The 23,187-nt window shown below is 54.8% G+C and carries 22 protein-coding genes; 8 read left to right on the top strand and 14 right to left on the bottom strand.

The annotated features are described in order from the left end of the window. Nucleotides 1-42 precede the first annotated feature (42 nt). Nucleotides 43-678 (bottom strand): peptide-methionine (S)-S-oxide reductase MsrA, encoded by a 636-nt coding sequence (gene msrA, locus CNE01S_RS06370; RefSeq protein WP_061274422.1) that lies wholly within the window; start codon nucleotides 676-678, stop codon nucleotides 43-45. A 214-nt stretch (nucleotides 679-892) separates the two neighbouring features. Between msrA and tamA the strand changes: the two genes are divergently transcribed. The 3 genes from tamA to CNE01S_RS06355 are packed head-to-tail and all read left to right on the top strand — an operon-like array spanning nucleotide 893 to nucleotide 6,749. Beyond that, a complete protein-coding gene (gene tamA / locus CNE01S_RS06365; protein ID WP_061274420.1) occupies nucleotides 893-2,629 on the top strand; it encodes an autotransporter assembly complex protein TamA in 1,737 nt (578 codons plus the stop codon). Continuing rightward, complete coding sequence (gene tamB / locus CNE01S_RS06360; protein ID WP_061274418.1) at nucleotides 2,626-6,402, top strand: autotransporter assembly complex protein TamB; 3,777 nt, start codon at nucleotides 2,626-2,628, stop codon at nucleotides 6,400-6,402. The genes tamA and tamB overlap by 4 nt, the downstream gene beginning before the upstream one ends. Nucleotides 6,403-6,404: 2 nt before the next feature. Beyond that, on the top strand, nucleotides 6,405-6,749 hold the full coding sequence (locus CNE01S_RS06355; protein ID WP_061274416.1) for a gamma-glutamylcyclotransferase family protein: 345 nt from the start codon (nucleotides 6,405-6,407) through the stop codon (nucleotides 6,747-6,749). Nucleotides 6,750-6,870: 121 nt separating this feature from the next. Here CNE01S_RS06355 and ppa read toward each other — a convergent pair whose 3' ends face one another. Next, nucleotides 6,871-7,401: an inorganic diphosphatase gene (gene ppa / locus CNE01S_RS06350; RefSeq protein ID WP_008460444.1), complete on the bottom strand. Its 531-nt coding sequence runs from the start codon at nucleotides 7,399-7,401 to the stop codon at nucleotides 6,871-6,873. A 283-nt stretch (nucleotides 7,402-7,684) separates the two neighbouring features. On the opposite strand from ppa, the gene CNE01S_RS06345 reads away from it, so the two are divergent. After that, complete coding sequence (locus CNE01S_RS06345) at nucleotides 7,685-9,238, top strand: methyl-accepting chemotaxis protein (RefSeq protein ID WP_061274414.1); 1,554 nt, start codon at nucleotides 7,685-7,687, stop codon at nucleotides 9,236-9,238. Between the two features lie 138 nt (nucleotides 9,239-9,376). Next, a complete protein-coding gene (locus CNE01S_RS06340) occupies nucleotides 9,377-9,874 on the top strand; it encodes a DUF2569 domain-containing protein (RefSeq protein WP_061274412.1) in 498 nt (165 codons plus the stop codon). A 45-nt stretch (nucleotides 9,875-9,919) separates the two neighbouring features. On the opposite strand, the gene fbp is transcribed toward CNE01S_RS06340, so the two are convergent. Continuing rightward, on the bottom strand, nucleotides 9,920-10,918 hold the full coding sequence (gene fbp, locus CNE01S_RS06335) for a class 1 fructose-bisphosphatase (protein ID WP_061274410.1): 999 nt from the start codon (nucleotides 10,916-10,918) through the stop codon (nucleotides 9,920-9,922). Nucleotides 10,919-11,093: 175 nt separating this feature from the next. Between fbp and mpl the strand changes: the two genes are divergently transcribed. Then, a complete protein-coding gene (gene mpl, locus CNE01S_RS06330) occupies nucleotides 11,094-12,479 on the top strand; it encodes a UDP-N-acetylmuramate:L-alanyl-gamma-D-glutamyl-meso-diaminopimelate ligase (RefSeq protein WP_061274408.1) in 1,386 nt (461 codons plus the stop codon). A gap of 51 nt (nucleotides 12,480-12,530) precedes the next feature. On the opposite strand, the gene CNE01S_RS06325 is transcribed toward mpl, so the two are convergent. The 11 genes from CNE01S_RS06325 to CNE01S_RS06275 form a co-directional block, all read right to left on the bottom strand. Continuing rightward, nucleotides 12,531-12,902, bottom strand: a complete 372-nt coding sequence (locus tag CNE01S_RS06325) for a DUF805 domain-containing protein (protein WP_061274406.1) — start codon at nucleotides 12,900-12,902, stop codon at nucleotides 12,531-12,533. Nucleotides 12,903-13,006: 104 nt separating this feature from the next. Then, nucleotides 13,007-13,999 carry a glutathione S-transferase family protein gene (locus CNE01S_RS06320; protein WP_061274404.1) on the bottom strand — a complete coding sequence of 331 codons (993 nt, stop codon included), beginning with the start codon at nucleotides 13,997-13,999 and terminating at the stop codon, nucleotides 13,007-13,009. Nucleotides 14,000-14,072: 73 nt separating this feature from the next. Beyond that, entirely contained in the window at nucleotides 14,073-14,465 is a 393-nt protein-coding gene (locus tag CNE01S_RS06315) for a DoxX family protein (protein ID WP_061274402.1), read from the bottom strand. A gap of 249 nt (nucleotides 14,466-14,714) precedes the next feature. After that, nucleotides 14,715-15,005, bottom strand: coding sequence for a YqjK-like family protein (locus tag CNE01S_RS06310; protein ID WP_061274400.1), 291 nt, complete (start codon nucleotides 15,003-15,005; stop codon nucleotides 14,715-14,717). Continuing rightward, nucleotides 15,002-15,400, bottom strand: a complete 399-nt coding sequence (locus tag CNE01S_RS06305) for a phage holin family protein (protein ID WP_061274399.1) — start codon at nucleotides 15,398-15,400, stop codon at nucleotides 15,002-15,004. The genes CNE01S_RS06310 and CNE01S_RS06305 overlap by 4 nt, the downstream gene beginning before the upstream one ends. 1 nt (nucleotide 15,401) lies before the next feature. Continuing rightward, nucleotides 15,402-15,707: an ElaB/YgaM/YqjD family protein gene (locus CNE01S_RS06300; RefSeq protein ID WP_008460461.1), complete on the bottom strand. Its 306-nt coding sequence runs from the start codon at nucleotides 15,705-15,707 to the stop codon at nucleotides 15,402-15,404. 50 nt (nucleotides 15,708-15,757) lie between these two features. After that, on the bottom strand, nucleotides 15,758-16,126 hold the full coding sequence (locus CNE01S_RS06295; RefSeq protein WP_061274397.1) for a DUF1090 domain-containing protein: 369 nt from the start codon (nucleotides 16,124-16,126) through the stop codon (nucleotides 15,758-15,760). Nucleotides 16,127-16,300: 174 nt separating this feature from the next. Next, nucleotides 16,301-16,678, bottom strand: a complete 378-nt coding sequence (mzrA, locus tag CNE01S_RS06290; RefSeq protein ID WP_039289791.1) for an EnvZ/OmpR regulon moderator MzrA — start codon at nucleotides 16,676-16,678, stop codon at nucleotides 16,301-16,303. 9 nt (nucleotides 16,679-16,687) lie between these two features. Further along, nucleotides 16,688-17,350, bottom strand: a complete 663-nt coding sequence (yqjA, locus tag CNE01S_RS06285) for a DedA family general envelope maintenance protein YqjA (RefSeq protein WP_061274395.1) — start codon at nucleotides 17,348-17,350, stop codon at nucleotides 16,688-16,690. A 319-nt stretch (nucleotides 17,351-17,669) separates the two neighbouring features. Next, the gene (gene exuR, locus CNE01S_RS06280; protein ID WP_061274392.1) at nucleotides 17,670-18,446 is read right to left on the bottom strand and encodes a transcriptional regulator ExuR; all 777 of its coding nucleotides are present in this window, start codon (nucleotides 18,444-18,446) and stop codon (nucleotides 17,670-17,672) included. 110 nt (nucleotides 18,447-18,556) lie between these two features. Next, on the bottom strand, nucleotides 18,557-19,858 hold the full coding sequence (locus CNE01S_RS06275; RefSeq protein ID WP_061274390.1) for an MFS transporter: 1,302 nt from the start codon (nucleotides 19,856-19,858) through the stop codon (nucleotides 18,557-18,559). Between the two features lie 374 nt (nucleotides 19,859-20,232). On the opposite strand from CNE01S_RS06275, the gene uxaC reads away from it, so the two are divergent. Both uxaC and CNE01S_RS06265 read left to right on the top strand, forming a co-directional pair. Next, on the top strand, nucleotides 20,233-21,645 hold the full coding sequence (gene uxaC / locus CNE01S_RS06270) for a glucuronate isomerase (protein WP_061274388.1): 1,413 nt from the start codon (nucleotides 20,233-20,235) through the stop codon (nucleotides 21,643-21,645). Nucleotides 21,646-21,652: 7 nt separating this feature from the next. Further along, nucleotides 21,653-23,140, top strand: a complete 1,488-nt coding sequence (locus CNE01S_RS06265) for a UxaA family hydrolase (protein ID WP_061274386.1) — start codon at nucleotides 21,653-21,655, stop codon at nucleotides 23,138-23,140. Nucleotides 23,141-23,187 lie beyond the last annotated feature (47 nt).

The raw sequence follows: 23,187 nt of genomic DNA, 5'->3' as shown, positions 1-23,187 counted from the left end.
TTAAAGAAAAAGCCAGTCGATTGACTGGCTTTGTCGCGAAGCTTACTGAGGCGGCAGGCAAACCCCGATGCCGCCAATGCCGCAGTAGCCGTGCGGATTCTTGTACAGATATTGCTGATGGTCGTCTTCCGCGTAGTAGAACGGACCTGCATTGGCGATTTCAGTGGTGACCTGGCGTTTATCACCGGCGGCATTCATTGCGGCCTGGAAACGCTCAAGGCTGGCGCGGGCGGCTTTGTCCTGTTCCGGCGTTAACGGATAAATTGCCGAGCGGTACTGGGTGCCGACGTCACCGCCCTGGCGCATCCCTTGAGCCGGGTCGTGATTTTCCCAAAACACCTGTAAAAGCTGTTCATAGCTAACGACTTTCGGATCATAAACGATGCGCACGGCTTCAGCATGACCTGTCTGGCCGCTGCAAACTTCGCGATAGGTAGGGTTTGGCGTGTAGCCGCCGCTGTAACCAGCCGCCGTGCTGTAAACGCCCGGAATTTCCCAATACAGGCGTTCTACGCCCCAAAAACATCCCATCGCAAACAGCGCGATTTCCATCCCATCTGGAACATTTGTCATTGAGTGTTCGTTAACCGCGTGAAGCGTGGCGACCGGCATCGGTGTGTTGCGGCCCGGCAGAGCATCGGCCTGCGTCACAGTGTGAGTTTTGTCGAAGAATGACATGGTGTTGGATCTCCCGAAAATCGGCAAAAAAGCGAGCGGTTGTCATCAGACCTGCAATTGCAGACAATACATCCGAGTTACAGACTACATTACATATAAGAAAGATTTAGGCTAGTGAGTTATTTTCAACCCTCGATGTTAGGGTTTTGTTAATCCGCGGAGCGGGAATGACGTTTCCTTCCAGGGGTGGGAACAAGGATATTCAGGAGAAAACGTGCCAGTAATCCGTACTTTATGTATTACAGGCCTGTGTGTGGCGAGCACATGGGCAAACGCCGCGAGCGTGCGCTTGCAGGTTGAAGGTCTCAGCGGCGAATTGCAAAAAAACGTCCGTGCTCAACTTTCAACCATCGAAAGCGATGAAGTGACGCCGGATCGTCGCTTCCAGGCGCGCGTCGATGACGCCATTCGCGCAGGGTTGAAAGCGCTGGGTTACTACGAACCGACCATCAATTTCACGCTTAAACCGCCGCCGCAGAACGGTGGGCGCCAGGTTCTGCTGGCGCAAGTTGACGCCGGGCAGCCCGTGTTAATTGGCGGCACCGACGTCATTTTGCGTGGTGGCGCGAGGACCGATAAAGACTATCTCGCGCTGCTGCCTAAACGACCCAAAATCGGCACCGTCCTTGACCATGCGGATTACGATAACTTCAAGAAAAGCCTCTCCAGTATTGCGCTGCGTAAGGGCTACTTCGACAGCGATTTCCGCAAAAGCCAGCTGGGCGTTTCTCTCGACAGGCATCAGGCCTTCTGGGATATCGACTACGACAGCGGCGAGCGCTACCGTTTTGGCGCAGTGACCTTTCAGGGCTCCCAAATTCGCGAAGAGTACCTGCAAAACCTGGTGCCCTTTAAGCAGGGCGATTATTACCAGTCAAGCGATCTGGCCGAGCTGAACCGCCGCCTGTCGGCTACGGGCTGGTTTAACTCCGTGGTAGTGGCGCCTGAGTTTGAAAAATCTCGCCAGACCAAAGTACTGCCGCTGCAGGGCGTGGTGACGCCGCGCACTGAAAACACCATTGAAACCGGTGTGGGCTACTCCACTGACGTTGGCCCGCGCGTAAAGGCGAGCTGGAAAAAGCCGTGGATGAACTCCTATGGTCACAGCCTGACGACCAGCACCAGCCTTTCCGGGCCTGAGCAAACGCTCGACTTCAGCTACAAAGTACCGCTGTTAAAAAGCCCGCTGGAGCAGTATTACCTGGTGCAGGGCGGTTTTAAGCGAACCGATCTCAACGACACCAAATCGGACTCCACCACCGTGGCGCTGTCCCGCTATTGGGATATGTCGAGCGGCTGGCAGCGCGCGGTTAACCTGCGCTGGAGCCTCGACCACTTTACTCAGGCAGACGTCACGAACACGACCATGCTGCTTTACCCTGGCGTCAGCCTGAACCGCACTCGCTCACGCGGTGGCCTGATGCCCACCTGGGGCGACTCCCAGCGCTACTCGATTGATGTTTCCAATACGACATGGGGTTCAGACGTTGATTTCGGCGTATTCCAGGCTCAAAACGTCTGGATCCGCTCGCTGTACGAAAAGCATCGTTTTGTGGTGCGCGGCAATCTCGGTTGGATAGAAACCAACAACTTTAAAAAAGTGCCGCCTGACCTGCGTTTCTTCGCCGGGGGCGACCGCAGCATTCGCGGCTATAAATACAAATCTATTTCGCCAGAAGACAGCAACGGCAAGTTAACGGGTGCCTCCAAACTGGCGACCGGCTCGCTGGAATATCAGTACAACGTGACCGGCAAATGGTGGGGCGCCGCGTTCGTTGACTCAGGTGAGGCGGTGAACGACATCAAACGCAGCAACTTCAAAACCGGCGCAGGCGTTGGCGTGCGCTGGCAGTCCCCGGTTGGGCCTATCAAGCTCGACTTTGCGGTACCGGTGGGTGACAAGGAAGAGCACGGTTTACAGTTTTACATCGGTTTGGGGCCTGAACTATGAGTCGTTGGAAGAAAATCAGCCTCGCGGTGCTGGCTGTGGTTGTGCTGCTGATTGCGGCAGTCGGTTTCCTGGTGGGGACTACGCCCGGCCTGCATTTGCTGTTTAAAGGCGCTAATCGCTGGGTGCCAGGGCTGAATATCGCTCAGGTCGACGGTGGCTGGCGTAATCTGACGTTAAAGAACCTGCGCTACGAGCAGCCTGGCGTCGCCGTGCGTGCGGGTGAGGTTCATCTCGCCATTGAGCTTAAGTGCCTGTGGCACAGTAGCCTGTGCGTGAATGATTTCTCGCTGAAAGATGTGGATGTCGCGGTCGACACGAAAAAAATGCCGCCGTCTGCGCCTGTCCAGGAAGAAGACAGCGGCCCGCTGAATCTCTCCACGCCGTATCCGATTACTCTCAGCCGCGTGGCGCTGAATAACGTCAACGTAAAAATCGACGACACCACCGTTTCGGTGATGGATTTCACCAGTGGCCTGAACTGGGAGCAGCGGAACCTGACGCTGACGCCAACCAGCCTGGAAGGCTTACTGATTGCGTTGCCAAAAGCCGCAGAAGTAGCCAAAGAAGAAATTGTTGAGCCGAAGATCCAGAACCCTCAGCCGGAAGAAGCGCCGCTGGGTGAAACGCTCAAAAAGTTGTTTGAGAAGCCGCTGCTGCCGGAAATGACCGACGTTAATTTGCCGGTGAACCTGAATATTCAGGAATTCCGCGGAGCGCGCCTGCGCCTGACCGGCGATACGGATTTGATGGTCAACTCGCTGCTGCTGAAAGTGAGCAGCATCGACGGCAACCTGAAGCTGGATGCGCTGGATGTGGACTCCTCTCAGGGGTTGGTGAACGCCGCCGGCAGCGCGCAGCTGCGCGACAACTGGCCGGTTGATTTAACGCTCAACAGTACGCTGAACATCGACCCGCTGAAAGGCGAAAAGGTGAAGATGACCGTGGGCGGCGCGCTGCGCGACGAGCTGAAAGTTGGCGTCAACCTTTCCGGCCCGGTGGGGATGCAGCTGAATGCCAAAACCCGTCTTGCCGAAGCCGGATTGCCGCTGAATATCGAGCTGGACAGCAAGCAACTTTACTGGCCGCTGACCGGCGCGAAGCAATATCAGGCCGACGACCTTAAGCTTCGCCTGACAGGCAAAATGACCGACTACAAGCTCGCCTTTAGCACCGCCGTGAAGGGTGACCAGGTGCCGCCTGCTACCATCACGCTGGACGGCAAAGGTAACGAACAGCAGTTTAGCCTCGATAAGCTGCGCGTGGCCGCGCTGCAGGGTAACACTGACCTGAAAGCGCTGGTGGACTGGAGCAAAGCTATCAGCTGGCGCGGGGAATTAACGTTGGCCGGGATCAACACCGCGAAGCAGTTCCCTGACTGGCCTGCAAAGCTTGACGGCAATATCAAAACGCGCGGCAGCCTGTATGGCGGCAGCTGGCAGCTGGATATTCCTGAGCTGAAGCTTGCCGGTAACGTGAAGCAGAATAAAGTCAACGTTCAGGGCACGCTGCAGGGCAACAACTACATGCAGTGGAAGGTGCCGGGTCTGCATTTGGAGCTGGGCCGCAATACCGTGGACGTCAAAGGGGAGCTGGGTGAGAAAGAGCTGAACCTGGACGCCAACATTAATGCCCCGAACCTGGACAACGCCCTGCCGGGTCTGGGCGGTACGGCGAAAGGTATCGTTAAGGTTCGCGGTGACGTGAAAGCCCCGCAGCTGCTGGCTGACTTGACCGCAAACGGCCTGCGCTGGCAGGAGCTGACGATTGCCCGGGTTCTGCTTAAAGGCGATGTGAAATCGAGCGACCAAATCGCCGGTAACCTCAACCTGCGCGTAGAACGAGTGGCTCAGCCGGGCGTGAAGGTTGACCTGGTCACCCTGGACGCAAAAGGCGATGAGAAACAGCATCAGCTTCAGCTGCGCGTTCAGGGAGAGCCAGTTTCCGGACGTCTTAACCTGAGCGGTAGCTTCGATCGCAACGAAGAGCGCTGGCGCGGCAAGCTAAGCGATACCCGCTTTGAGACGCCGGTGGGGCCGTGGGCGCTAAACCGCGAGCTGACGCTGGACTTCCGCAACAAAGAACAGAAAATCGCCATTGGCCCGCACTGCTGGGTAAACCCGAACGCCGAGCTTTGCGTGCCGCAAACTATCGACGCCGGAGCGAAAGGCCGGGCGCTGGTTAACCTCAACCGTTTCGATCTTGCCATGCTCAAACCGGTGATGCCGGCGGATACTCAGGCCAGCGGCGTATTTACCGGTAAGGCAGACGTGAGCTGGGACAGCGAAGCCGGTGGCCTGCCGCAGGGCCAGGTGACGCTCAGCGGGCGTGGCGTGAAGGTGGCGCAGGTGGTGAACGGCAATACGTTGCCGGTTGCCTTCGACACGCTGAACCTCAACGCCGAACTGAAAAATAACCGCGCCCAGCTTGGCTGGCTGGTGAAGGTGGCGAATAACGGGCAGTTTGACGGCCAGGTTCAAATCACCGATCCCCAGGGGCGGCGTAATCTGGGCGGCAACGTCAATATCCGCAACTTCTCCCTGGCTATTGCCAACGCTATCTTCTCGAAGGGTGAAAAAGCTGACGGTACGCTGAACGCGAACTTACGCCTCGGCGGCAACCTGGAACGGCCGCAGATGTTCGGGCAAATGCAGATTAATGGCGTCGATGTTGAAGGTAACTTCATGCCGTTCGACATGCAGCCGAGCCAGATTGCCATGAACTTCAACGGGATGAATTCCACGCTGCAGGGCGTGGTACGCACCAAGCAAGGGCAGATTGTGTTAAGCGGTGACGCCGACTGGACGCAAATTGATAACTGGCGGGCGCGCATAGCCGCGAAGGGCAGCAAAGTGCGCATTACCGTGCCGCCGATGGTGCGTCTGGACGTTTCCCCGGATATTGAATTTGTGGCAACGCCAAGCCTGTTTACCCTCAACGGTAACGTCGATGTGCCGTGGGCGCGTATCGTAGTGCATGATGTGCCGGAAAGCGCCGTGGGCGTATCCAGTGATGAAGTGATGCTGGATAAAGATCTGAAACCGGTTAATCCACAGTCCGCCGGGATCCCTATCAACAGCAACCTGACGATTCACGTTGGCAACAACGTGCGGCTTGATGCCTTTGGCCTGAAAGCTCGCCTGACCGGTGACCTGAAAATGGTACAGGACAAGCAGGGACTCGGCCTCAACGGCCAGATAAACATTCCTCAGGGCCGCTTCCATGCTTATGGTCAGGATCTTATCGTCCGCAAAGGCGAACTGCTGTTCTCCGGCCCACCGGATAACCCATACCTGAATATTGAAGCCATCCGTAACCCGGAGTCGACCGAAAACAACGTAACGGCCGGTGTGCGTGTGACGGGCCCGGCAGATGAACCAAAAGCTGAAATATTCTCCGACCCGGCGATGTCCCAGCAAGATGCCTTGTCCTACCTGCTTCGCGGCCAGGGTTTAGACACTTCTGGCAACGATGGCGACGCGATGACGTCGATGCTTGTGGGCTTGGGGGTTGCACAAAGTGGTCAGGTTGTGGGTAAAATCGGCGAGACGTTTGGCGTAAGCAATCTGGCGCTTGACACCGCGGGGGTGGGTGATTCCTCTCAAGTGGTGGTTAGCGGCTATGTACTGCCGGGTCTACAGGTTAAATATGGCGTAGGTATTTTTGACTCTCTGGCGACGTTAACGCTACGTTATCGTCTGATGCCTAAGCTATATCTGGAAGCGGTGTCTGGCGTAGATCAGGCACTAGATCTGCTCTATCAGTTTGAGTTTTAGCAATGCGAATATTTGTTTACGGCAGTTTACGACGCAAACAAGGCAACAGCCACTGGATGACCAACGCTCAGTGGCTGGGCGACCACACGCAGGAAAACTACGTGTTGTATAGCCTTGGGCATTATCCAGGCGCCGTGCCGGGAGATGGCGTGGTTTCCGGCGAAGTTTACCGGATAGACGCCTCTACGCTTTCTGAGCTGGACGCGCTGCGTACCAAAGGGGGAGAGTACAGCCGTCAGCTGATTCAGACCCCTTACGGCGGCGCGTGGATGTATGTGTATCAGCGTCCTGTCGAGGGGTTAACCCGTATCGACAGCGGGAACTGGCTGGATCGAGAAAAGAACTAAGCACGCCCAAGCGGCCACGCCAACACGTGGCCGTTTTTTTTGCCCACCAGCTAGCTGGTGGGCGAGAAGCCGAAACAAAAACACCGCCCTCAGGCGGTGTTTTTGCTTTCGGGCTGGCTACTTACTTCTTAGCAGCGCGTTCGAAAGAGGCGATGATTTCAGCTTTAGCAGCTTCGGCGTTATCCCAACCGTCAACTTTCACCCATTTGCCTTTCTCGAGATCTTTGTAGTGCTCGAAGAAGTGAGTGATCTGCGCTTTCAGCAGTTCTGGCAGGTCGTTCACATCTTTAATGTGATCGTACTCTTTGCTCAGTTTAGTGTGCGGAACCGCAACCAGTTTTGCATCTTCGCCAGACTCGTCGGTCATTTTCAGCACGCCAACCGGACGGCAACGGATCACGCTACCTGGCTCCAGCGGGTATGGCGTTGGGACCAGCACGTCAACCGGGTCACCGTCCAGAGACAGGGTGTGGTTGATGTAGCCGTAGTTGCACGGATAGAACATCGCGGTAGACATGAAACGGTCAACAAACAGCGCGCCGCTCTCTTTGTCTACTTCGTATTTGATTGGATCGGCGTTAGCAGGGATTTCGATAACAACGTAGATGTCTTCCGGCAGATCTTTACCCGCTGGGACGTTGAGTAAGCTCATGTCTGTTTCCTTTAACCTGGTGTATTTCAAGTGCCCGATATTATAGCCAACTGCGGTTAAATGTCTTTTGCTGTTTTTTGACCGCTGGCCTCCCAACGAGGTAAATGTCCAGCTTCAGGCTATTCAAATGTTGAGTCATTTCATTGTCATAATCTAGCTAAACATCATGGCAACAAGCACTTAACGAACGTAAATAACGCAAATTGATTAAACATTTTCCGAAAATTGCCGATAACACGCTCACTACTTTATTCATGAGCCATCGTTAAACCGGGAATTAAGCATGTTGAGAAATTTGTCGATTCGTACGGGGCTGCTGACGCTGTTAGCGGTTATGACGTTCTTGCTGTTGGTTGTAAGCGGCATCGGCATTTATGCCCTGCAGCAAAGTTCCACCTCTCTTGAGCGCATCAACCGCCTGCAGGGTGAGCAAATGGTGCGTATTAGCGATGGCTATATTCTGCTGCTTCGTGCCCGCAACGAGGCAAGCCAGGCGGTACGCCAGATGGAAATTGGCATGCTGGACGACGCGACAAAAGCCACGCAGAAGATCGTGGGTGAAGTTGGGCTGGCGCAGCAAAACCTGAAGTCCGTTATCGAGCGCGGCGTGAATGACGACCAGGGTGACGCCCTGCTTACCAGCCTGGCGCAAAGCTTTGGTACTTATCAGACACAGGGCATTACGCCGATGTTAGCCGCGCTGCAAAAGCAAAGCCCGGACGACTATTACGACCTGCTGGAAAAAAGCCTGATCCCGCTGGGACTGAAGTTTGATAATGACGTGCAGGCTTTCCAGCGCTGGGGTGAAACGCGCGGTAACAGCGAAGTGGCTGCCGTTCAACTGCACAAGAAAATTGTCCTGGGCTTTATTATTCTCGCCGCACTGCTGACCGCCGCGATTATTGTGCTGGTCTGGCTGGCGTTGCGTCACCTGTTGCTGAAGCCGCTGGATGAGGCGATTCACCAACTGGAATACGTAGCCGATGGCGACTTAACCCAACCGCTCCCGCCGACGGGCAACAACGAATTTGGCCGTCTTGCCGGCGCGATTGTGGCGATGAGAACCTCGCTGGTGGAATCCGTCAGCCGCGTGCGTGACGCTTCTTCGCAGATTGATACCGGCAGTCGTGAACTGGCGGCAGGCAACCTCAATCTTTCCCAACGTACGGAATCTACCGCTACGTCTCTGGAGGAAACCGCAGCCAGCATGGAGCAAATCACCGCGACGGTGAAACAAAACGCCGATAACGCCGAGCAGGCGCACAAGCTGGCGAAAGTGGTCTCCGATACGGCCGACCGCGGCAGCGAAATGGTTTGCTACGTGATTGAAAAAATGCGCGACATCTCAGGCAGCGCAGGCCGTATTGCCGACATTCTGAGCGTTATCGACGGCATCGCTTTCCAGACCAATATTCTGGCGCTTAACGCCTCGGTTGAAGCCGCCCGCGCGGGTGAGCAAGGCCGTGGTTTTGCCGTGGTGGCCGGTGAAGTGCGTACTCTGGCAAGCCGCAGCGCCGAGGCAGCAAAAGAGATCCGTACATTGATTTCTGATTCGCAAACTCACGTGGGTGAGGGCAGCGAGCTGGCGCAGCAGGCCGGGGAAACTATGGACGAAATCGCCGAAGAAATTATGCGTATGACCAAACTGGTTCGCGAAATCGCCAACGCGTCTAACGAACAGAGCCACGGTATTGAGCAGGTGAATATTGCGGTAAGCCAGATGGATGAGGCGGCGCAGCAGAACGCGGCATTGGTCGAGCAGTCCACCGCCGCCACGCATTCGCTGGAAGAGCAGTCGCAGCAGCTGGTTGCCGCGATGGCTTCGTTCCGTTATTAATTTGCCTGACATCTTTAGCGGTGAGCGGCATTTTGCCCTCGCCGCTACTCATTTTGGTGGGGTGATTCATCCCCCGGCTTTACTCTAATATAAAAAGTTAACGTATAAACAATCTGTTAGGATTTTTAAGAGGGATCTATGGCCATCTGCATTCAGTGTGATAACGAAGCAATAAAAGACAGCGATTACTGCGCTGCGTGTGAGGAGAAAGAGTTTAAGCGTATTCGGGGCTGGCTTTATGTCCCGGCGCTGGGTTTGGTGCTTTCGATTCTGTTCAACTTTATGGCTTTTGTTAACACTCTGAAAATAATAACGAATAATTATGATTATTTTACCGGGGCTGCCTGGGGAGTACTGATTTTCGAAGCAGTAGGGTTTGCAGGCCTGTTTGTCTCGGCCATTTACGTTTCCAGCCTCTTTTTCCGTAAAAAGCGCCAGCTACCACGCTACTATATTGTGTTATTCGTGGCAGGGATCGTTTTCCAGGCGTTGGACCTCTACTTAGCCAAGGCCTTCTTCGATGTGCCGATCGATTTTGACGCGGCAAAAACGTTGATGCGTAACTTCTTTGGGGCTTGTATCTGGATCCCTTATTTCTGCGTTTCCGAGCGCGTTAAGCGCACTTTCGTCCGCTGATTTTCGGCGTGCCGCTGCCGGTATGACGGCGGCACGCCGTTTTCATCAGGCGTCCGGGTATTCGCGAATAAAGCGCTCTACGTCCTCAACCATATGCTGAGTGCCGACGAAGAACGGGCGGCGCTGGTGTAGCGTGGTTGGGATGATATCCAGAATTCTCTCTTTCCCGTCACTGGCTTTACCACCGGCCTGTTCCGCAAGGAATGCCATCGGGTTACCTTCATACAGCAAACGCAGCTTGCCTTCCGGGTGGCTGGCGGTGCTCGGGTAAAGATAAATGCCGCCTTTCAGCAAGTTGCGGTGGAAGTCCGCCACCAGGGAGCCAATGTAGCGCGAGGTGTATGGGCGCTTGCTGGCGGTATCTTCTTCCTGGCAGAACTTGATGTACTTCTTCACGCCGTTCGGGAATTTAATGTAGTTGCCTTCGTTAATGGAGTAGGTGTTGCCTCTCTCCGGGAAGCGCATACGCTCCTGGCTCAGGCAGAACACGCCGAGCGAAGGATCGTAGGTGAAAGCGTGTACGCCGCAGCCGGTGGTGTAAACCAGCATCGTTGATGAGCCGTAAACCACGTAACCGGCGGCAACCTGCTGGTTGCCTGGCTGGAGGAAATCTTCCTCGGTGACCGGCGTACCGACCGGCGTAATGCGGCGGTAGATAGAGAAAATGGTGCCAACGGACACGTTGACATCGATGTTAGAAGATCCGTCAAGCGGGTCCATCAGCACGACATATTTTGCCTGCTCGGCACCTTCAAAGACCACGATCTCGTCTTCTTCTTCGGAGGCGATACCGGCCACAATGCCGCGAGCTTTCAGCGCTGCCTTCAGTTTTTCATTTGCGAACAGGTCGAGCTTTTGCTGCTCTTCGCCCTGCACGTTTTCGGCACCGCTCGCCCCCAGGATATCGACCAGACCGGCCTTATTGATATCGCGGTGGATGATTTTAGCGCCCAGCTTTATTGCCGACAGTAAAGCCGTGAGCTCACCGGTAGCATGCGAAAACTCATGCTGTTTTTCGACAATAAATTCACCTAACGTTTTCATAACACTTTCCCTGCATCATTATGTTGGATAAAGCGATCGCAACAATCTTAACAAATTTTCAAATTGTCGCGCACAGGTGAATCGCGCCAGCAAGATAAGGAATATCCTGAAATGCGTTTCGCCTCCGCAGCCATGCGGTTAGAATGTGCGCCAAACAAAGAAAGGATAGTTTAGTATGCGCATTCATATTCTAGGGATCTGTGGCACCTTTATGGGCGGCCTGGCGATGCTGGCACGCTCTTTAGGGCATGAAGTGACGGGCTCAGACGCCAATGTTTACCCACCGATGAGTACGCTGCTTGAAGAGCAGGGGATCTCGTTAATTGAAGGTTATGACGCCAGCCAGCTCGACTCACATCCGGATCTGGTGATCATCGGCAACGCGATGACGCGCGGGAATCCGTGTGTGGAAGCCGTACTGGAGCAGGGCATTCCATATATGTCCGGCCCGCAGTGGCTGCATGACTTTGTGCTGCGCGACCGCTGGGTGATTGCGGTCGCGGGAACGCACGGTAAAACCACGACCGCCGGTATGGCGACCTGGATTCTTGAAGCCTGTGGCTATAAGCCTGGCTTTGTCATCGGCGGCGTACCGGGCAACTTTGAAGTGTCCGCGCGTCTGGGAGAGAGCTCCTTCTTCGTCATTGAAGCCGATGAATATGACTGCGCGTTCTTCGACAAGCGTTCTAAATTTGTCCATTACTGCCCGCGAACGCTGATCCTCAATAACCTTGAGTTCGATCACGCGGATATCTTTGACGATCTGAAAGCCATCCAGAAGCAGTTCCACCACCTGGTGCGTATCGTCCCGGGCCAGGGCAAAATTATCTGGCCGGAAAACGACGCTAATCTGAAGCAAACCCTGGCGATGGGCTGCTGGAGCGAGCAGGAGCTGGTGGGCGAGCAGGGCCACTGGCAGGCGAAAAAGCTGACGACAGATGCTTCGCAGTGGGAAGTGTACCTGGACGGCGAATGCGTAGGTACCGTGAACTGGCAACTGGTCGGCGAACACAACATGCATAACGGCCTGATGGCTATTGCCGCTGCCCGTCACGTTGGTGTGACTCCGGCTGACGCAGCCCAGGCGCTGGGTAGCTTTGTGAATGCCCGTCGACGTCTTGAACTGCGCGGCGAAGCGCATGGCGTCACGGTTTACGACGACTTTGCGCATCACCCGACGGCGATTCTGGCTACGCTTGCCGCGCTACGCGGGAAAGTGGGCGGCACCGCTCGCATTCTGGCCGTACTGGAGCCTCGCTCTAACACCATGAAAATGGGCGTCTGCAAAGACGATCTGGCCCCTTCTCTGGGACGCGCGGACGAAGTATTTCTGCTTCAGCCGCAGCACATTCCGTGGCAGGTTGCTGAAGTGGCCGAAGCCTGCGTCCAGCCGGCCCACTGGAGCGCAGACGTGGACACGCTCGCGGAGATGGTAGTGAAAACGGCCCAGCCGGGCGACCATATTCTGGTCATGAGCAACGGCGGTTTCGGCGGTATTCACCAGAAATTGCTGGATGGCCTGGCGAAGAAAGCTGAACAGCAGAACGAACAAGCTTTTTAAGCTCGACGGTCTGATAAGAAAAGGGCGCACCATCTGGTGCGCCCTTTTTGTTTAGTAGAGCTCAGGGGCTTTAGGATCTGGCCCGAAGCGGTTGGTTGCCGGGGTGCCGTCCTGGCAGTTGAATGCCAGAATGATCAACCAGCCGACAATCGGGATTAACAGCAACAGCAGCCACCAGGCTGAGCGGTCGGTGTCGTGCAGGCGGCGGAACTGGACTGCCCAAAGCGGCAGGAAAACCAGGATGCTGTAAATCGTGGTGAGCGCACCTTCATCTTTATAAATGTGCAGCCCAAGCATCTTATCCAGCACGCTTAGCACCGCTGCCAGAACGAAGTTCACCAGATGGAACATCCAGTACTCTTTGCGGCGGGCTCGTCCGCCAAACCCAATGTAATTTGTTAGTGCTTTAAAATACCAATCCATTTAAGGCCTGCCTTGATTATCCGACAATCACCTGAACGGTAAGCGATCGATTCAAGAATAGACGCGAATACATTGGCCGTAAATCGTTGTTGTAGTGAATATTCTTAACTCTTCCTAAACCGCTCATCGCGCCCGTGCGGCTCGTCTAAATCTTGAGCAGGGCCGATGGAAATGATGCCCGTTGGGTTGATGGTTTTGTGGCTGCAATAGTAGTGAGTGCGGATATGCGGGAAGCTAACCGTTTCACGCACGCCGGGTATCTGGTAGATATCGCGCAGGAAGCCGTAAAGATTTGGGTAATCACTGATGCGGTACTTATCGCACTTGAAGTGGGTGACGTACACCGGATCAAAACGCACCAGTGTGGTCCACAGACGAATATCCGCTTCGGTCAGCTGCTGGCCAGTTAAGTAACGATGCTGCCCGAGGATTTGCTCAAGGCGTGCCAGAGAGGTAAATACCTTCTCCACGGCTTCGTCATAGGCTTCCTGAGAAGTGGCAAAGCCCGCTTTGTACACGCCGTTGTTCACCGTGTCATAAATCCAGCCGTTCAGCTCATCGATCTCGCTTTTTAGCTCGTCAGAATAATAGTTTCCTGCTCGTGCACCGAGGGCATCAAAGGCCGTATTAAACATACGAATGATGTCTGCGGACTCATTGCTGACGATTGTCTGGTTTTTCTTGTCCCAAAGTACGGGCACCGTCACGCGGCCGGTGTAGTGAGGATCGGCCTGCAGATAAAGCTGATACAGGAAGTCGTGGTGATACAGCGTGTCGCCGGTGGCCTCCGGGAAATCCTCCGCGAACGTCCAGCCGTTTTGCAGCATCAGCGGGTTAACGACTGAAACGGAGATAAAGGGCTCAAGGCCTTTCAGCTTACGCACAATCAACGTCCGGTGTGCCCAGGGGCAGGCAAGAGAAACATAAAGATGGTAGCGGTCTTTTTCCGCGGCAAATCCCCCTTTTCCCGTTGGGCCGGGGGCTCCGTCGGCGGTGAGCCAGTTGCGGAAGACGGATTCCGAACGTTTAAAGCGGCCGCCGGTCGATTTAGTGTCGTACCAGACGTCATGCCAAACGCCGTCGATGAGTTGTCCCATTTTTTCTCCTCCTCAATAGCAAAAAAGCGAAGACGGTGTCTTCGCTTTCTCTGTGTTCATCAGTATAGAACGCTTACCACTTTTTATTCAGTACGCGGTCAAGGCTGATTGCGCTTGGGCCAAAGACCGCCAGCAACAGGTAGCCACCCGCGATGGTGAGGTTTTTCATGAACATAATGGAGTTCACGCCTTCCGCAAAGTTGCTGTGGAACAGGAACGCGGTCAGCACGGTAAACAGCGCGGTAATCAGCGCGGTAGTACGGGTCAGGAAGCCGAACAGAATGGCCAGACCGCCGCCAAACTCAAGCAGAATGGTCAGCGGCAGCAGTGCACCCGGCACGCCCATCGCTTCCATGTACTGCTGTGTGCCTGCATAACCGGTGATTTTGCCCCAGCCAGCGGTAATAAACAGGATTGGCATCAGAATACGAGCAACCAGTACGCCAACATCTTCTAATTTTTTCATTTTACTCTCCAGCGGTTCTTCTTTTCCGGCTTACTCGGCCAGGGCTTAAAAGGTGCGCAAACTCCAGTAATTACCGATGTTTGCTGTTGATGGGGAGGATGATAGACGGGGCGGAAAAAGATTGTTAGCAAGGAAAACTGTCTAAGTTCTTCAAATATCCTGAGTGAACTAAGCGGGAAAAGTAAAAATACTGGGTAAAAGGGCGTGAATGGGGCAAATAAAAACACCGCCAGAGGCGGTGTTTTAAGCTTAGTGTGAAGGTGGGGTGAGCGTATTGCGGATAAGCCGCCAGGTGCTCCAGGCGCCAAATCCTCGTTTCGCCCAGCGCATAAACTTACCGGGATGCTTTACCGTCCAGATAGCCAACACGCTGCTGGCTATCATGGCGTAGCTACGCAGGCTGACTAAGGTATTCCAGCCGCGATCGTAGGGGCTGGTGACCTGCAGCCAGTCGCGTTTTGCCGCGCTGAGATCGAGCCGCTGTTGCTGAACCTGGCTGAGCAGATGCGCTTTACGTTTATCACGTTCTGCATCGCTCATCGCTTATCCTCTTCCAGCAAGGTCCTGTCGTTTTCCAGCTCACGCCGGGTGTGGCGCAGCAGGGTTGATTGACGGGACTTGCGCAGCGTCCAGATACCGCCGATCAATGCCAGCGACAGCAGGACGACCGTGGTAGCAATCATGGCGTTAAGACGATACTGCGGATCAACGGCCCAGATAATCAGCACCATCAGGCTCATTAAGCCAAAGGCGGCGAACAGCATGGTCAAGCCGAGCATAAGCAGCAGCTGGACGATGTGTGCTTTTTCCTCTTCCAGCTCGACCACAGCAAGACGTACGCGCGTTTCGACCATGCCGACCAGAATGGTGACCAGCCGTTGGCCAATCCCGAGCACGCTTTTGCCCGGCCCCTGACTTTGGTGAGAATCCGCCATCTTAACGACGCGCCAGCAGCACACCCAGCACGACGCCGACCGCAGCGCCAATGCCTACGCCGGTCCACGGGTTCTCGCGGACATAATCATCCGCTTTGGCTGCGGCTTCGCGGGTTTGTTTGGCGATGGCTTCGCTGGTTTCACCGAGGCGGTCACGGCTCTCTTTGAGGGTTTTTTCCGCTTTGGCTCGCAGTTTGTCCAGTTCAGTTTTTGATTTATCCGTGGACGCACTCAGGACTTCTTCAAGCGTATCTGCCAGGGATTTCAACTCAGCGCGTAAATGTTCTGACGTAGTATCTTTTGACATAGTTCTCTCCGAGTGTTTGAGATGGATCCTTAAAGTCTGCGACTACACAATCAGTAATCACGCTTCTCTAAAGCTTGGAGGCTATCTTCTGCTTCCGCAAGTTTCTTCTCACGTTTGGTGATTTTTTCCGGGTCACCCTTCTGACGGGCTTCGACGAGATCGGCTTTACGCTCTTCGATTTCAGCTTTCTGCTTAGCAATCTTCTTTTGGTGCTCGGCGCGCAGGCCGGCATCGCTGCAGTTTTCGCGTACTTCACTCAGGGCCTTTTTCAGACCATCAATACGGTGCTGATTATTGTGTTTTTCCGCATAGCCAATCTCGCGTTGAATATCCTGCTCTTTCTCGCTGCACAAGGTATTTGCCTGTGCGGCAGAGGTCAGGGTGAGTAAAGCAAGTGCCAGTACGGTGCGGTAATTCATGTTTAAACCTTCCATTGTAAGACGAATCATAAAAGTATCAGACGATCATACTCCATGCGTCGGTCCAGAGTGTCGAAAAAGCGTAGATAAAGCGTGGTAAAAACAGCTAAAGCATAGTCATGAATCTGCTAAAAACCCAGAAGATGATAGCAAATTCAGACTGAAAGAAGGGGATCAGCCGAGGTGGTTATGGTCAGGGCGCAGAATAGAAAGCCAGGCCAGAGCGTCTTTATCTCCATCCTGCTGAGCAATAACATACCCTTGGGGCAGCGTGCGATTGAGGACTTCTTTTGCCGCCTCGCTCTGCGCGCTAGAATCAAACGTGACCAATAGCGTGTTGTTGAGCGGCGTAATGCTTTTAAAGCGAATACCGTTGGCATCCAGGTGGTGCCAGACATAGAAGCCGTCGGGAATACTCCCGCCCTGCCGTGAGGCACGGATCTCGAGTGTGGAATCCTTATTCTGCATGCCGGACCATACCATCAGCGACGCAATGGCCAGGGCTCCAACAAGCAGCGCCGCCCTCAGGCGGCGAGTGAAAGCTAATTTCATCGAATCCCTCTAGCGACTTTGGCTGCGTTTTTTACGCCAAAGCACGATTAACGAACCAACCAGACCGATGACCAGGAGCACCACCGGGATCAGCATCAGGCACGACATCAAAGCGTCTTCGTACTTCAGGAAGACCGGCGTTTTGCCCAGCAAATATCCCAGGGTCGTCAGAATCAATATCCACAGCAGGCCGCTCATCCAGTTGAAGAACTGGAAGCGGGTGCTGCTAAGACCCGATAATCCGGCAATAGTTGGCAACAGAGTGCGAACAAAAGCGATAAAGCGGCCAATGAGCAGCGCAGACAGCCCGTGCTTATGGAAAAGCTGGTGTGAGCGTTGGTGATAATGGGCCGGCAGATGCGACAGCCAGTTTTGGACGAGGCGGGTGTTTCCCAGCCAGCGCCCCTGGATATAGCCCAGCCAGCTGCCGAGGCTTGCGGCAATGGTCAGCAGCGCGATGGTTTCCGGAAAACCCATCGCGCCTTTAGCAATCAGAACGCCAACCAGCACGAGCAAACTGTCGCCGGGTAAGAACGCCGCCGGCAGTATGCCGTTCTCAAGAAATAAAATCATGAACAGCACAAAATAGAGCATGCCAATCATCGATGGATTGGCGAGCGTTTCAAAATCCTGGCTCCAGAGAGCGGAGAGCAGTTGAGTCAGTAGTTCCATTCAGGGTTCCTGGCACTTCGTTTAGGTCGCCGGTGTAAACGGATGAGCAGAATGCAGCATGGTTTTTATTATCATTTGCTGGCTACAACTCACTGCCCGCGCCGCTGAGTCAAATAACATGACGTGAAACGACAGCGAGAGGGCGCGAAACCCACACAGACGGTGAAATTGCATCTAATTGTAACAAAACTACGCGTTATACGTCACAGTATTTGCAGTTCGTTGAGCAATGATTTTGCTTACTGGGGGAGAGGCTGGCGAGGGTATTTACAAACGCTGACACTATTTATGGTTTGCTTACCCTCGGCGGGAAAAATGACTATTTTTGACCGTTTGCGGCTGTATCAAGGTGAATCACCGGATTTTCTGCAAAAAAATAGCGGTCGGCATTGAATTCAAAATCATCGCTGGTGGCGTTAAACAGCATTTGGCGAGTATTTTCAAGATGTTGCCACATCGCCAATTTTGCGGCGTGTGGGTCTTTACGAATCAGAGCCTTAAGAATCTGGTCATGGTCATCGCACCAGTTGTCTACCGGGCGCATATCGATGTGTTCGTGCAGTTTCTTCCAGTATGGGTTGTAGATGCGGTGGCTCCACATTTTTTCGACGATGGTCGCCAGCGCGCCGTTTTGCGTCGACAGCGCAACCTGGACGTGAAACTGGAGATCCCACTCAGAATCACGATAAGTTTGCTCTTTTCGCGCTTTTTCCTGGATCTCCATCAGTTTCACAATATCTTGCTTGGTGACCTGGGTTGCGGCGAACTCCGCGATATTACTTTCAATAAGCTGTCTCGCCTGCAGCAGCTCGAAAGGGCCATAATTGGCAAACTCAAAGCGCTCATCCGGCACGGTCATATATTTTGCCTGGTTAGACATAACGTGAATGCCTGAGCCTTTGCGAACCTCAACATAGCCTTCTACTTCCAGCATAATGATCGCTTCACGAACGACGGTACGGCTGACGTTTTTTTCTTCGGCGATAAACCGCTCCGCAGGCAGTTTTTCTCCGACCTGATAAACACCGCTTTCAATACGTTGTTTTAATTCGGCGGCAAGCTGCTGATAAAGGCGGCGGGGTTCTACGGCATCCATAAGTTGCTCCGGAAGAGGGCTGTACGTGAATGAATTTGTTATACCACTTTTCCCGATGACGCTCTAGCAACCAGGGTGAGAATTGCCGCCCGAAGGCGGCGGCTTTTACATTAAGACTGTGTCACGGCATCCGGCACGGGAGCCGCGGCGGCGAGTTCGCTGGCAGACTGGTTTTTCAGCACCGTCCAGATAACGATCGCGCCGAGAAGATCGAACACGGCCAGCGCCGCGAAAAGCGGGCTGAAGCCCATCGTGTCGGCCAGCGCGCCGACGACCAGGGCAAACAATGTGCTGGCGGTCCAGGCCGCCATGCCCGTCAGTCCGTTCGCCGTTGCGACTTCGTTGCGGCCAAAAACGTCGGACGACAGGGTGATTAACGCCCCGGACAGTGCCTGGTGTGCAAATCCGCCCACGCAGAGTAAAGCAATCGCTACATAGGGGCTGGTAAACAGACCAATGGTGCCGGGCCCAATCATCAATACCGCGCCCATCGTCACGACCAGCTTGCGCGAAACAATCAGGTTAACGCCAAACCAGCGCTGGAACAGCGGCGGTAAATAGCCCCCAAGAATGCAGCCAAAGTCGGCGAAAAGCATCGGCATCCACGCGAACATCGCGATCTCTTTCAGATTGAAGCCATAAGCTTTAAACATGAACAGCGGGATCCATGCGTTGAATGTGCCCCATGCGGGTTCCGCCAGGAAGCGCGGCAGGGCGATGCCCCAGAACTGACGGTTGCGCAGAATTTTCCAGGCCGACATCTTTTTCGTGTTATCGGTCTGGTGATGGGCTTCCTGGCCGCTAATGATGTATTCGCGTTCTTCGCTGGAGAGCTTTTTCTGATCACGCGGATTTTTATAGAACCACAGCCAGACCATTGCCCAGACAAAACTCAGCACGCCAGTAATCATGAATGCCATCTGCCAGCTGTGCATCACGATCGCCCATACCACCAGCGGCGGGGCAATCATTGCACCAATGGAAGATCCCACGTTGAAGTAGCCCACCGCAATAGAGCGCTCTTTGGCGGGGAACCACTCGCTGCTGGCCTTTAATCCGGCTGGGATCATCGCGGCTTCAGCGGCACCGACCGCACCACGGGCAAGTGCCAGTCCGCCCCAGCTGCCCGCCAGCGCGGTTGCGCCGCAGAAAACCGCCCAGGCCACGGCAAACACCGCATAGCCAACTTTGGTACCGAGCACGTCCAGCAGATAGCCAGCAACCGGCTGCATAATGGTGTAACAAGCCGAATAGGCGGCGATGATCCACGAGTATTGCTGCGTGGTGATATTCAGTTCGCTCATCAGCGTAGGTGCCGCGACGGCAACCGTATTGCGGGTCAGATAGCCCAGCACGGTGCCCAGCGTCACCAGCGCTATCATGTACCAGCGTAAACCTTTTATTTTTCGCATTTCTAACCCCATCCCGTCTTTATTGTGAACGTTGTTTCCGATAAACCGGCTTCCGTTCCTGCTCTTGTCACCCGTGGGCCGTGGCAAGCGTTGCCCGGCAAGAGGTACTGCGACGGCTTGAAAGATAACTTGTCATACATCTTTATAAGTTGAGTGATATCACAAAAGCATTTTCAGGTAGTGCCTTGCTGTATCAAGGCTAAAGGCCAGAGTTGGTGCGGGGTTTGGCCTGATTTTAGCCCACCAGGAAGGGATTGATGTGTCGATTTTGTGAGCTTTAACTCAAAATTGAGGTCGTTGCCCAAAAATTGGTGTGATAACTTTGTTCCATCATGCACAAGCATAGAAACGCTATTTGCTGAGGACGCCCCACTATGGCCCCGTTTATGACCGAAGATTTTCTTCTTGATACCGAATTCGCCCGCCGCCTTTACCATGACTACGCGAAATCACAGCCCATTTTTGACTACCACTGCCATCTGCCGCCGCAGCAAATAGCCGACAACTATCGCTTTAAAAACCTGTATGACATCTGGCTGAAAGGGGATCACTATAAATGGCGCGCGATGCGGACTAACGGCGTGGCCGAGCGGCTTTGCACCGTCGCCGCCAGCGATCGTGAAAAGTTTGACGCCTGGGCCGCCACCGTGCCGCATACCCTTGGCAACCCGCTGTATCACTGGACGCATCTGGAGCTGCGCCGCCCGTTTGGCATTACCGGCAAGCTGCTTTCGCCGGCAACAGCTGAGGAAATCTGGCAGCAGTGCAACGCCTTGTTGGAGCAAGATTCATTTACCGCTCGGGGCATCATGCAGCAGATGAAAGTGAAAATGGTCGGCACCACTGACGATCCGGTGGATTCTCTGGAACACCACGCCGCCGTGGCCAAAGACCGCAGCTTCGACATTAAAGTGTTGCCGAGCTGGCGGCCTGACAAAGCCTTTAATATCGAGCAGGCAACGTTTAGCGATTACATTTCGACGCTGTCAGCGGTGTCTGATACCGACATCCGTCGCTTTAGCGATCTGCAGGTCGCGCTGGGTAAAAGACTCGATCATTTTGCCGCCCACGGCTGCAAGGTTGCCGACCACGCGCTGGACGTGGTGGTCTTTGCTGAAGCGGATGAAGCCACGCTGGACGCCATTCTTGCCCGTCGTCTGGCGGGCGGCGCGGTTAACGATACCGAAGTCGCGCAGTTTAAAACGGCCGTGCTGGCCTGGCTGGGCACTGAATATGCCCGTCGCGGCTGGGTGCAGCAGTACCACATCGGCGCGCTGCGCAATAACAACCAGCGGCAGTTCCGCCTGCTGGGGCCGGACGTAGGCTTTGATTCCATCAACGATCGCCCGCTGGCCGAGCCGCTGTCGAAGTTGTTAAGCAAACAAAATGAAGAAAATCTGCTGCCGAAAACCATTCTCTACTGCCTCAATCCACGGGATAACGAAGTGATTGGCACGATGGTCGGTAACTTCCAGGGCGAAGGCATGCCGGGAAAAATGCAGTTCGGCTCCGGCTGGTGGTTTAACGATCAGAAAGACGGCATGGAACGGCAGATGAATCAGCTTGCTCAGCTCGGGCTGCTGAGCCGCTTCGTCGGTATGCTGACCGACAGCCGCAGCTTCCTCTCCTACACGCGCCACGAATATTTCCGCCGTATTCTGTGCCGCATGCTCGGCCACTGGGTTCAGGCGGGCGAAGTACCTGAAGATATGCCGCTGCTGGGGGAGATGGTGAAAAACATCTGCTTCAACAACGCCCGTGACTACTTTGCCATTGAGCTGAACTGAGGCTGAGATGCGATATATCAGGATCCATGCGCTGGATAACGTTGCTGTCGCGTTGGTGGATCTGGCGGAGGGCGAAGAGGTGGGCGCTGCGGCGGAAACTTTCAGGCTTCGACAGCCGATCGCCCGTGGCCACAAGTTCGCGCTCCAGCCGATTGCCGAAGGGGCAAACGTCGTGAAGTATGGCTTGCCCATTGGTCATACGCTTTGCAATGTTGCCGTAGGGGACCATCTGCACTCCCATAACCTGCGCACTAACCTCAGCGATGTCGATGAATATCGCTATCAGCCCGATATTACCCAGCCAGCAAAGACTTTTGGCGACCGTGAGGTAAATCTCTATCGCCGTAGCAACGGCACGGTTGGCATCCGCAATGAGCTATGGATCCTGCCGACCGTCGGCTGCGTGAACGGCATTGCCCGCCAGATGCTGAGCCGTTTTCTGCAGGAAACCAATAACGCCCCGGATATCGACGGTGCCTGGCTGTTCAGCCATCAGTTTGGCTGTTCCCAGCTGGGGGATGACCATCTCAACACCCGCACCATGCTGCAAAACATGGTGCATCACCCGAACGCGGGGGCGGTGTTGGTGGTGGGGTTGGGCTGCGAGAATAACCAGATCAGCGCTTTCCGCGAAACCTTAGGCGAATACGACCCCGAACGCGTCCATTTCATGGCGCTTCAGCAGCAGGACGATGAGGTTGAAGCGGGGCTGGAACATCTCCACGCCTTGTATGAAGCCATGCGCCACGACAGGCGCGAACCGGGCAAACTGAGCGAGCTAAAATTCGGGCTGGAATGCGGCGGCTCGGACGGCCTCTCCGGCATTACCGCCAACCCGATGCTGGGCCGGTTTTCTGATTATGTTGTAGCGAACGGCGGCACCACGGTGCTGACGGAAGTGCCGGAAATGTTTGGTGCGGAACAGCTGTTGATGAGCCATTGCCGTGACGAAGCCACGTTCGAGAAAACGGTGGAGATGGTCAACGACTTCAAACGCTACTTCATCGAACACCAGCAGCCCATCTACGAGAATCCGTCGCCGGGGAATAAAGCGGGCGGGATCACCACGCTCGAAGAGAAATCCCTCGGCTGTACGCAAAAAGCCGGTGAAAGCGAGGTTGTTGACGTTCTTCGCTATGGCGAAAGGTTAAAACTGGCAGGTTTAAACCTGCTGAGCGCGCCGGGTAACGATGCGGTCGCCACCAGCGCTTTGGCGGGGGCAGGCTGCCACATGGTGTTGTTCAGCACCGGGCGAGGGACGCCCTACGGCGGTTTTGTGCCGACGCTAAAAATCGCCACCAACAGCGAACTGGCCGCGAAAAAACCGCACTGGATAGACTTTGATGCAGGGAGGCTGCTGCACGGCAGCACCATGCCCGAGCTGCTGGCGCAGTTTATTGAGACGATAGTTGAGAAAGTAAACGGCGCGCCAACCTGCAACGAGAAAAATGATTTTCGCGAGCTGGCGCTGTTTAAAAGCGGCGTCACGCTATGAATGCTTTCTCCCCGGCGGCGAGGGAGAAAACAAGCTGGGGGATACAG

Origin of the sequence: Cedecea neteri NBRC 105707 = ATCC 33855 (assembly GCF_001571265.1) — a bacterium.
Classification (GTDB): domain Bacteria; phylum Pseudomonadota; class Gammaproteobacteria; order Enterobacterales; family Enterobacteriaceae; genus Cedecea; species Cedecea neteri.
Note: the sequence above shows the minus strand (reverse complement) of the source record. Positions and strands in the feature narration are given on the sequence as shown.

Bases quoted from the DNA above. Each gene is read 5' to 3' on its own strand.
- CNE01S_RS06275 (WP_061274390.1), bottom strand. From the start codon at position 19,858: ATGCGAAAAATAAAAGGTTTACGCTGGTACATGATAGCGCTGGTGACG.
- exuR (WP_061274392.1), bottom strand. From the start codon at position 18,446: ATGGATGCCGTAGAACCCCGCCGCCTTTATCAGCAGCTTGCCGCCGAA.
- CNE01S_RS06305 (WP_061274399.1), bottom strand. From the start codon at position 15,400: ATGGCGGATTCTCACCAAAGTCAGGGGCCGGGCAAAAGCGTGCTCGGG.
- CNE01S_RS06355 (WP_061274416.1), top strand. From the start codon at position 6,405: ATGCGAATATTTGTTTACGGCAGTTTACGACGCAAACAAGGCAACAGC.
- CNE01S_RS06340 (WP_061274412.1), top strand. From the start codon at position 9,377: ATGGCCATCTGCATTCAGTGTGATAACGAAGCAATAAAAGACAGCGAT.
- uxaC (WP_061274388.1), top strand. From the start codon at position 20,233: ATGGCCCCGTTTATGACCGAAGATTTTCTTCTTGATACCGAATTCGCC.
- CNE01S_RS06295 (WP_061274397.1), bottom strand. From the start codon at position 16,126: ATGAATTACCGCACCGTACTGGCACTTGCTTTACTCACCCTGACCTCT.
- yqjA (WP_061274395.1), bottom strand. From the start codon at position 17,350: ATGGAACTACTGACTCAACTGCTCTCCGCTCTCTGGAGCCAGGATTTT.
- CNE01S_RS06265 (WP_061274386.1), top strand. From the start codon at position 21,653: ATGCGATATATCAGGATCCATGCGCTGGATAACGTTGCTGTCGCGTTG.
- CNE01S_RS06300 (WP_008460461.1), bottom strand. From the start codon at position 15,707: ATGTCAAAAGATACTACGTCAGAACATTTACGCGCTGAGTTGAAATCC.
- tamB (WP_061274418.1), top strand. From the start codon at position 2,626: ATGAGTCGTTGGAAGAAAATCAGCCTCGCGGTGCTGGCTGTGGTTGTG.
- mpl (WP_061274408.1), top strand. From the start codon at position 11,094: ATGCGCATTCATATTCTAGGGATCTGTGGCACCTTTATGGGCGGCCTG.
- CNE01S_RS06315 (WP_061274402.1), bottom strand. From the start codon at position 14,465: ATGAAAAAATTAGAAGATGTTGGCGTACTGGTTGCTCGTATTCTGATG.
- CNE01S_RS06310 (WP_061274400.1), bottom strand. From the start codon at position 15,005: ATGAGCGATGCAGAACGTGATAAACGTAAAGCGCATCTGCTCAGCCAG.
- CNE01S_RS06320 (WP_061274404.1), bottom strand. From the start codon at position 13,999: ATGGGACAACTCATCGACGGCGTTTGGCATGACGTCTGGTACGACACT.
- CNE01S_RS06325 (WP_061274406.1), bottom strand. From the start codon at position 12,902: ATGGATTGGTATTTTAAAGCACTAACAAATTACATTGGGTTTGGCGGA.
- CNE01S_RS06345 (WP_061274414.1), top strand. From the start codon at position 7,685: ATGTTGAGAAATTTGTCGATTCGTACGGGGCTGCTGACGCTGTTAGCG.
- ppa (WP_008460444.1), bottom strand. From the start codon at position 7,401: ATGAGCTTACTCAACGTCCCAGCGGGTAAAGATCTGCCGGAAGACATC.
- mzrA (WP_039289791.1), bottom strand. From the start codon at position 16,678: ATGAAATTAGCTTTCACTCGCCGCCTGAGGGCGGCGCTGCTTGTTGGA.
- msrA (WP_061274422.1), bottom strand. From the start codon at position 678: ATGTCATTCTTCGACAAAACTCACACTGTGACGCAGGCCGATGCTCTG.
- fbp (WP_061274410.1), bottom strand. From the start codon at position 10,918: ATGAAAACGTTAGGTGAATTTATTGTCGAAAAACAGCATGAGTTTTCG.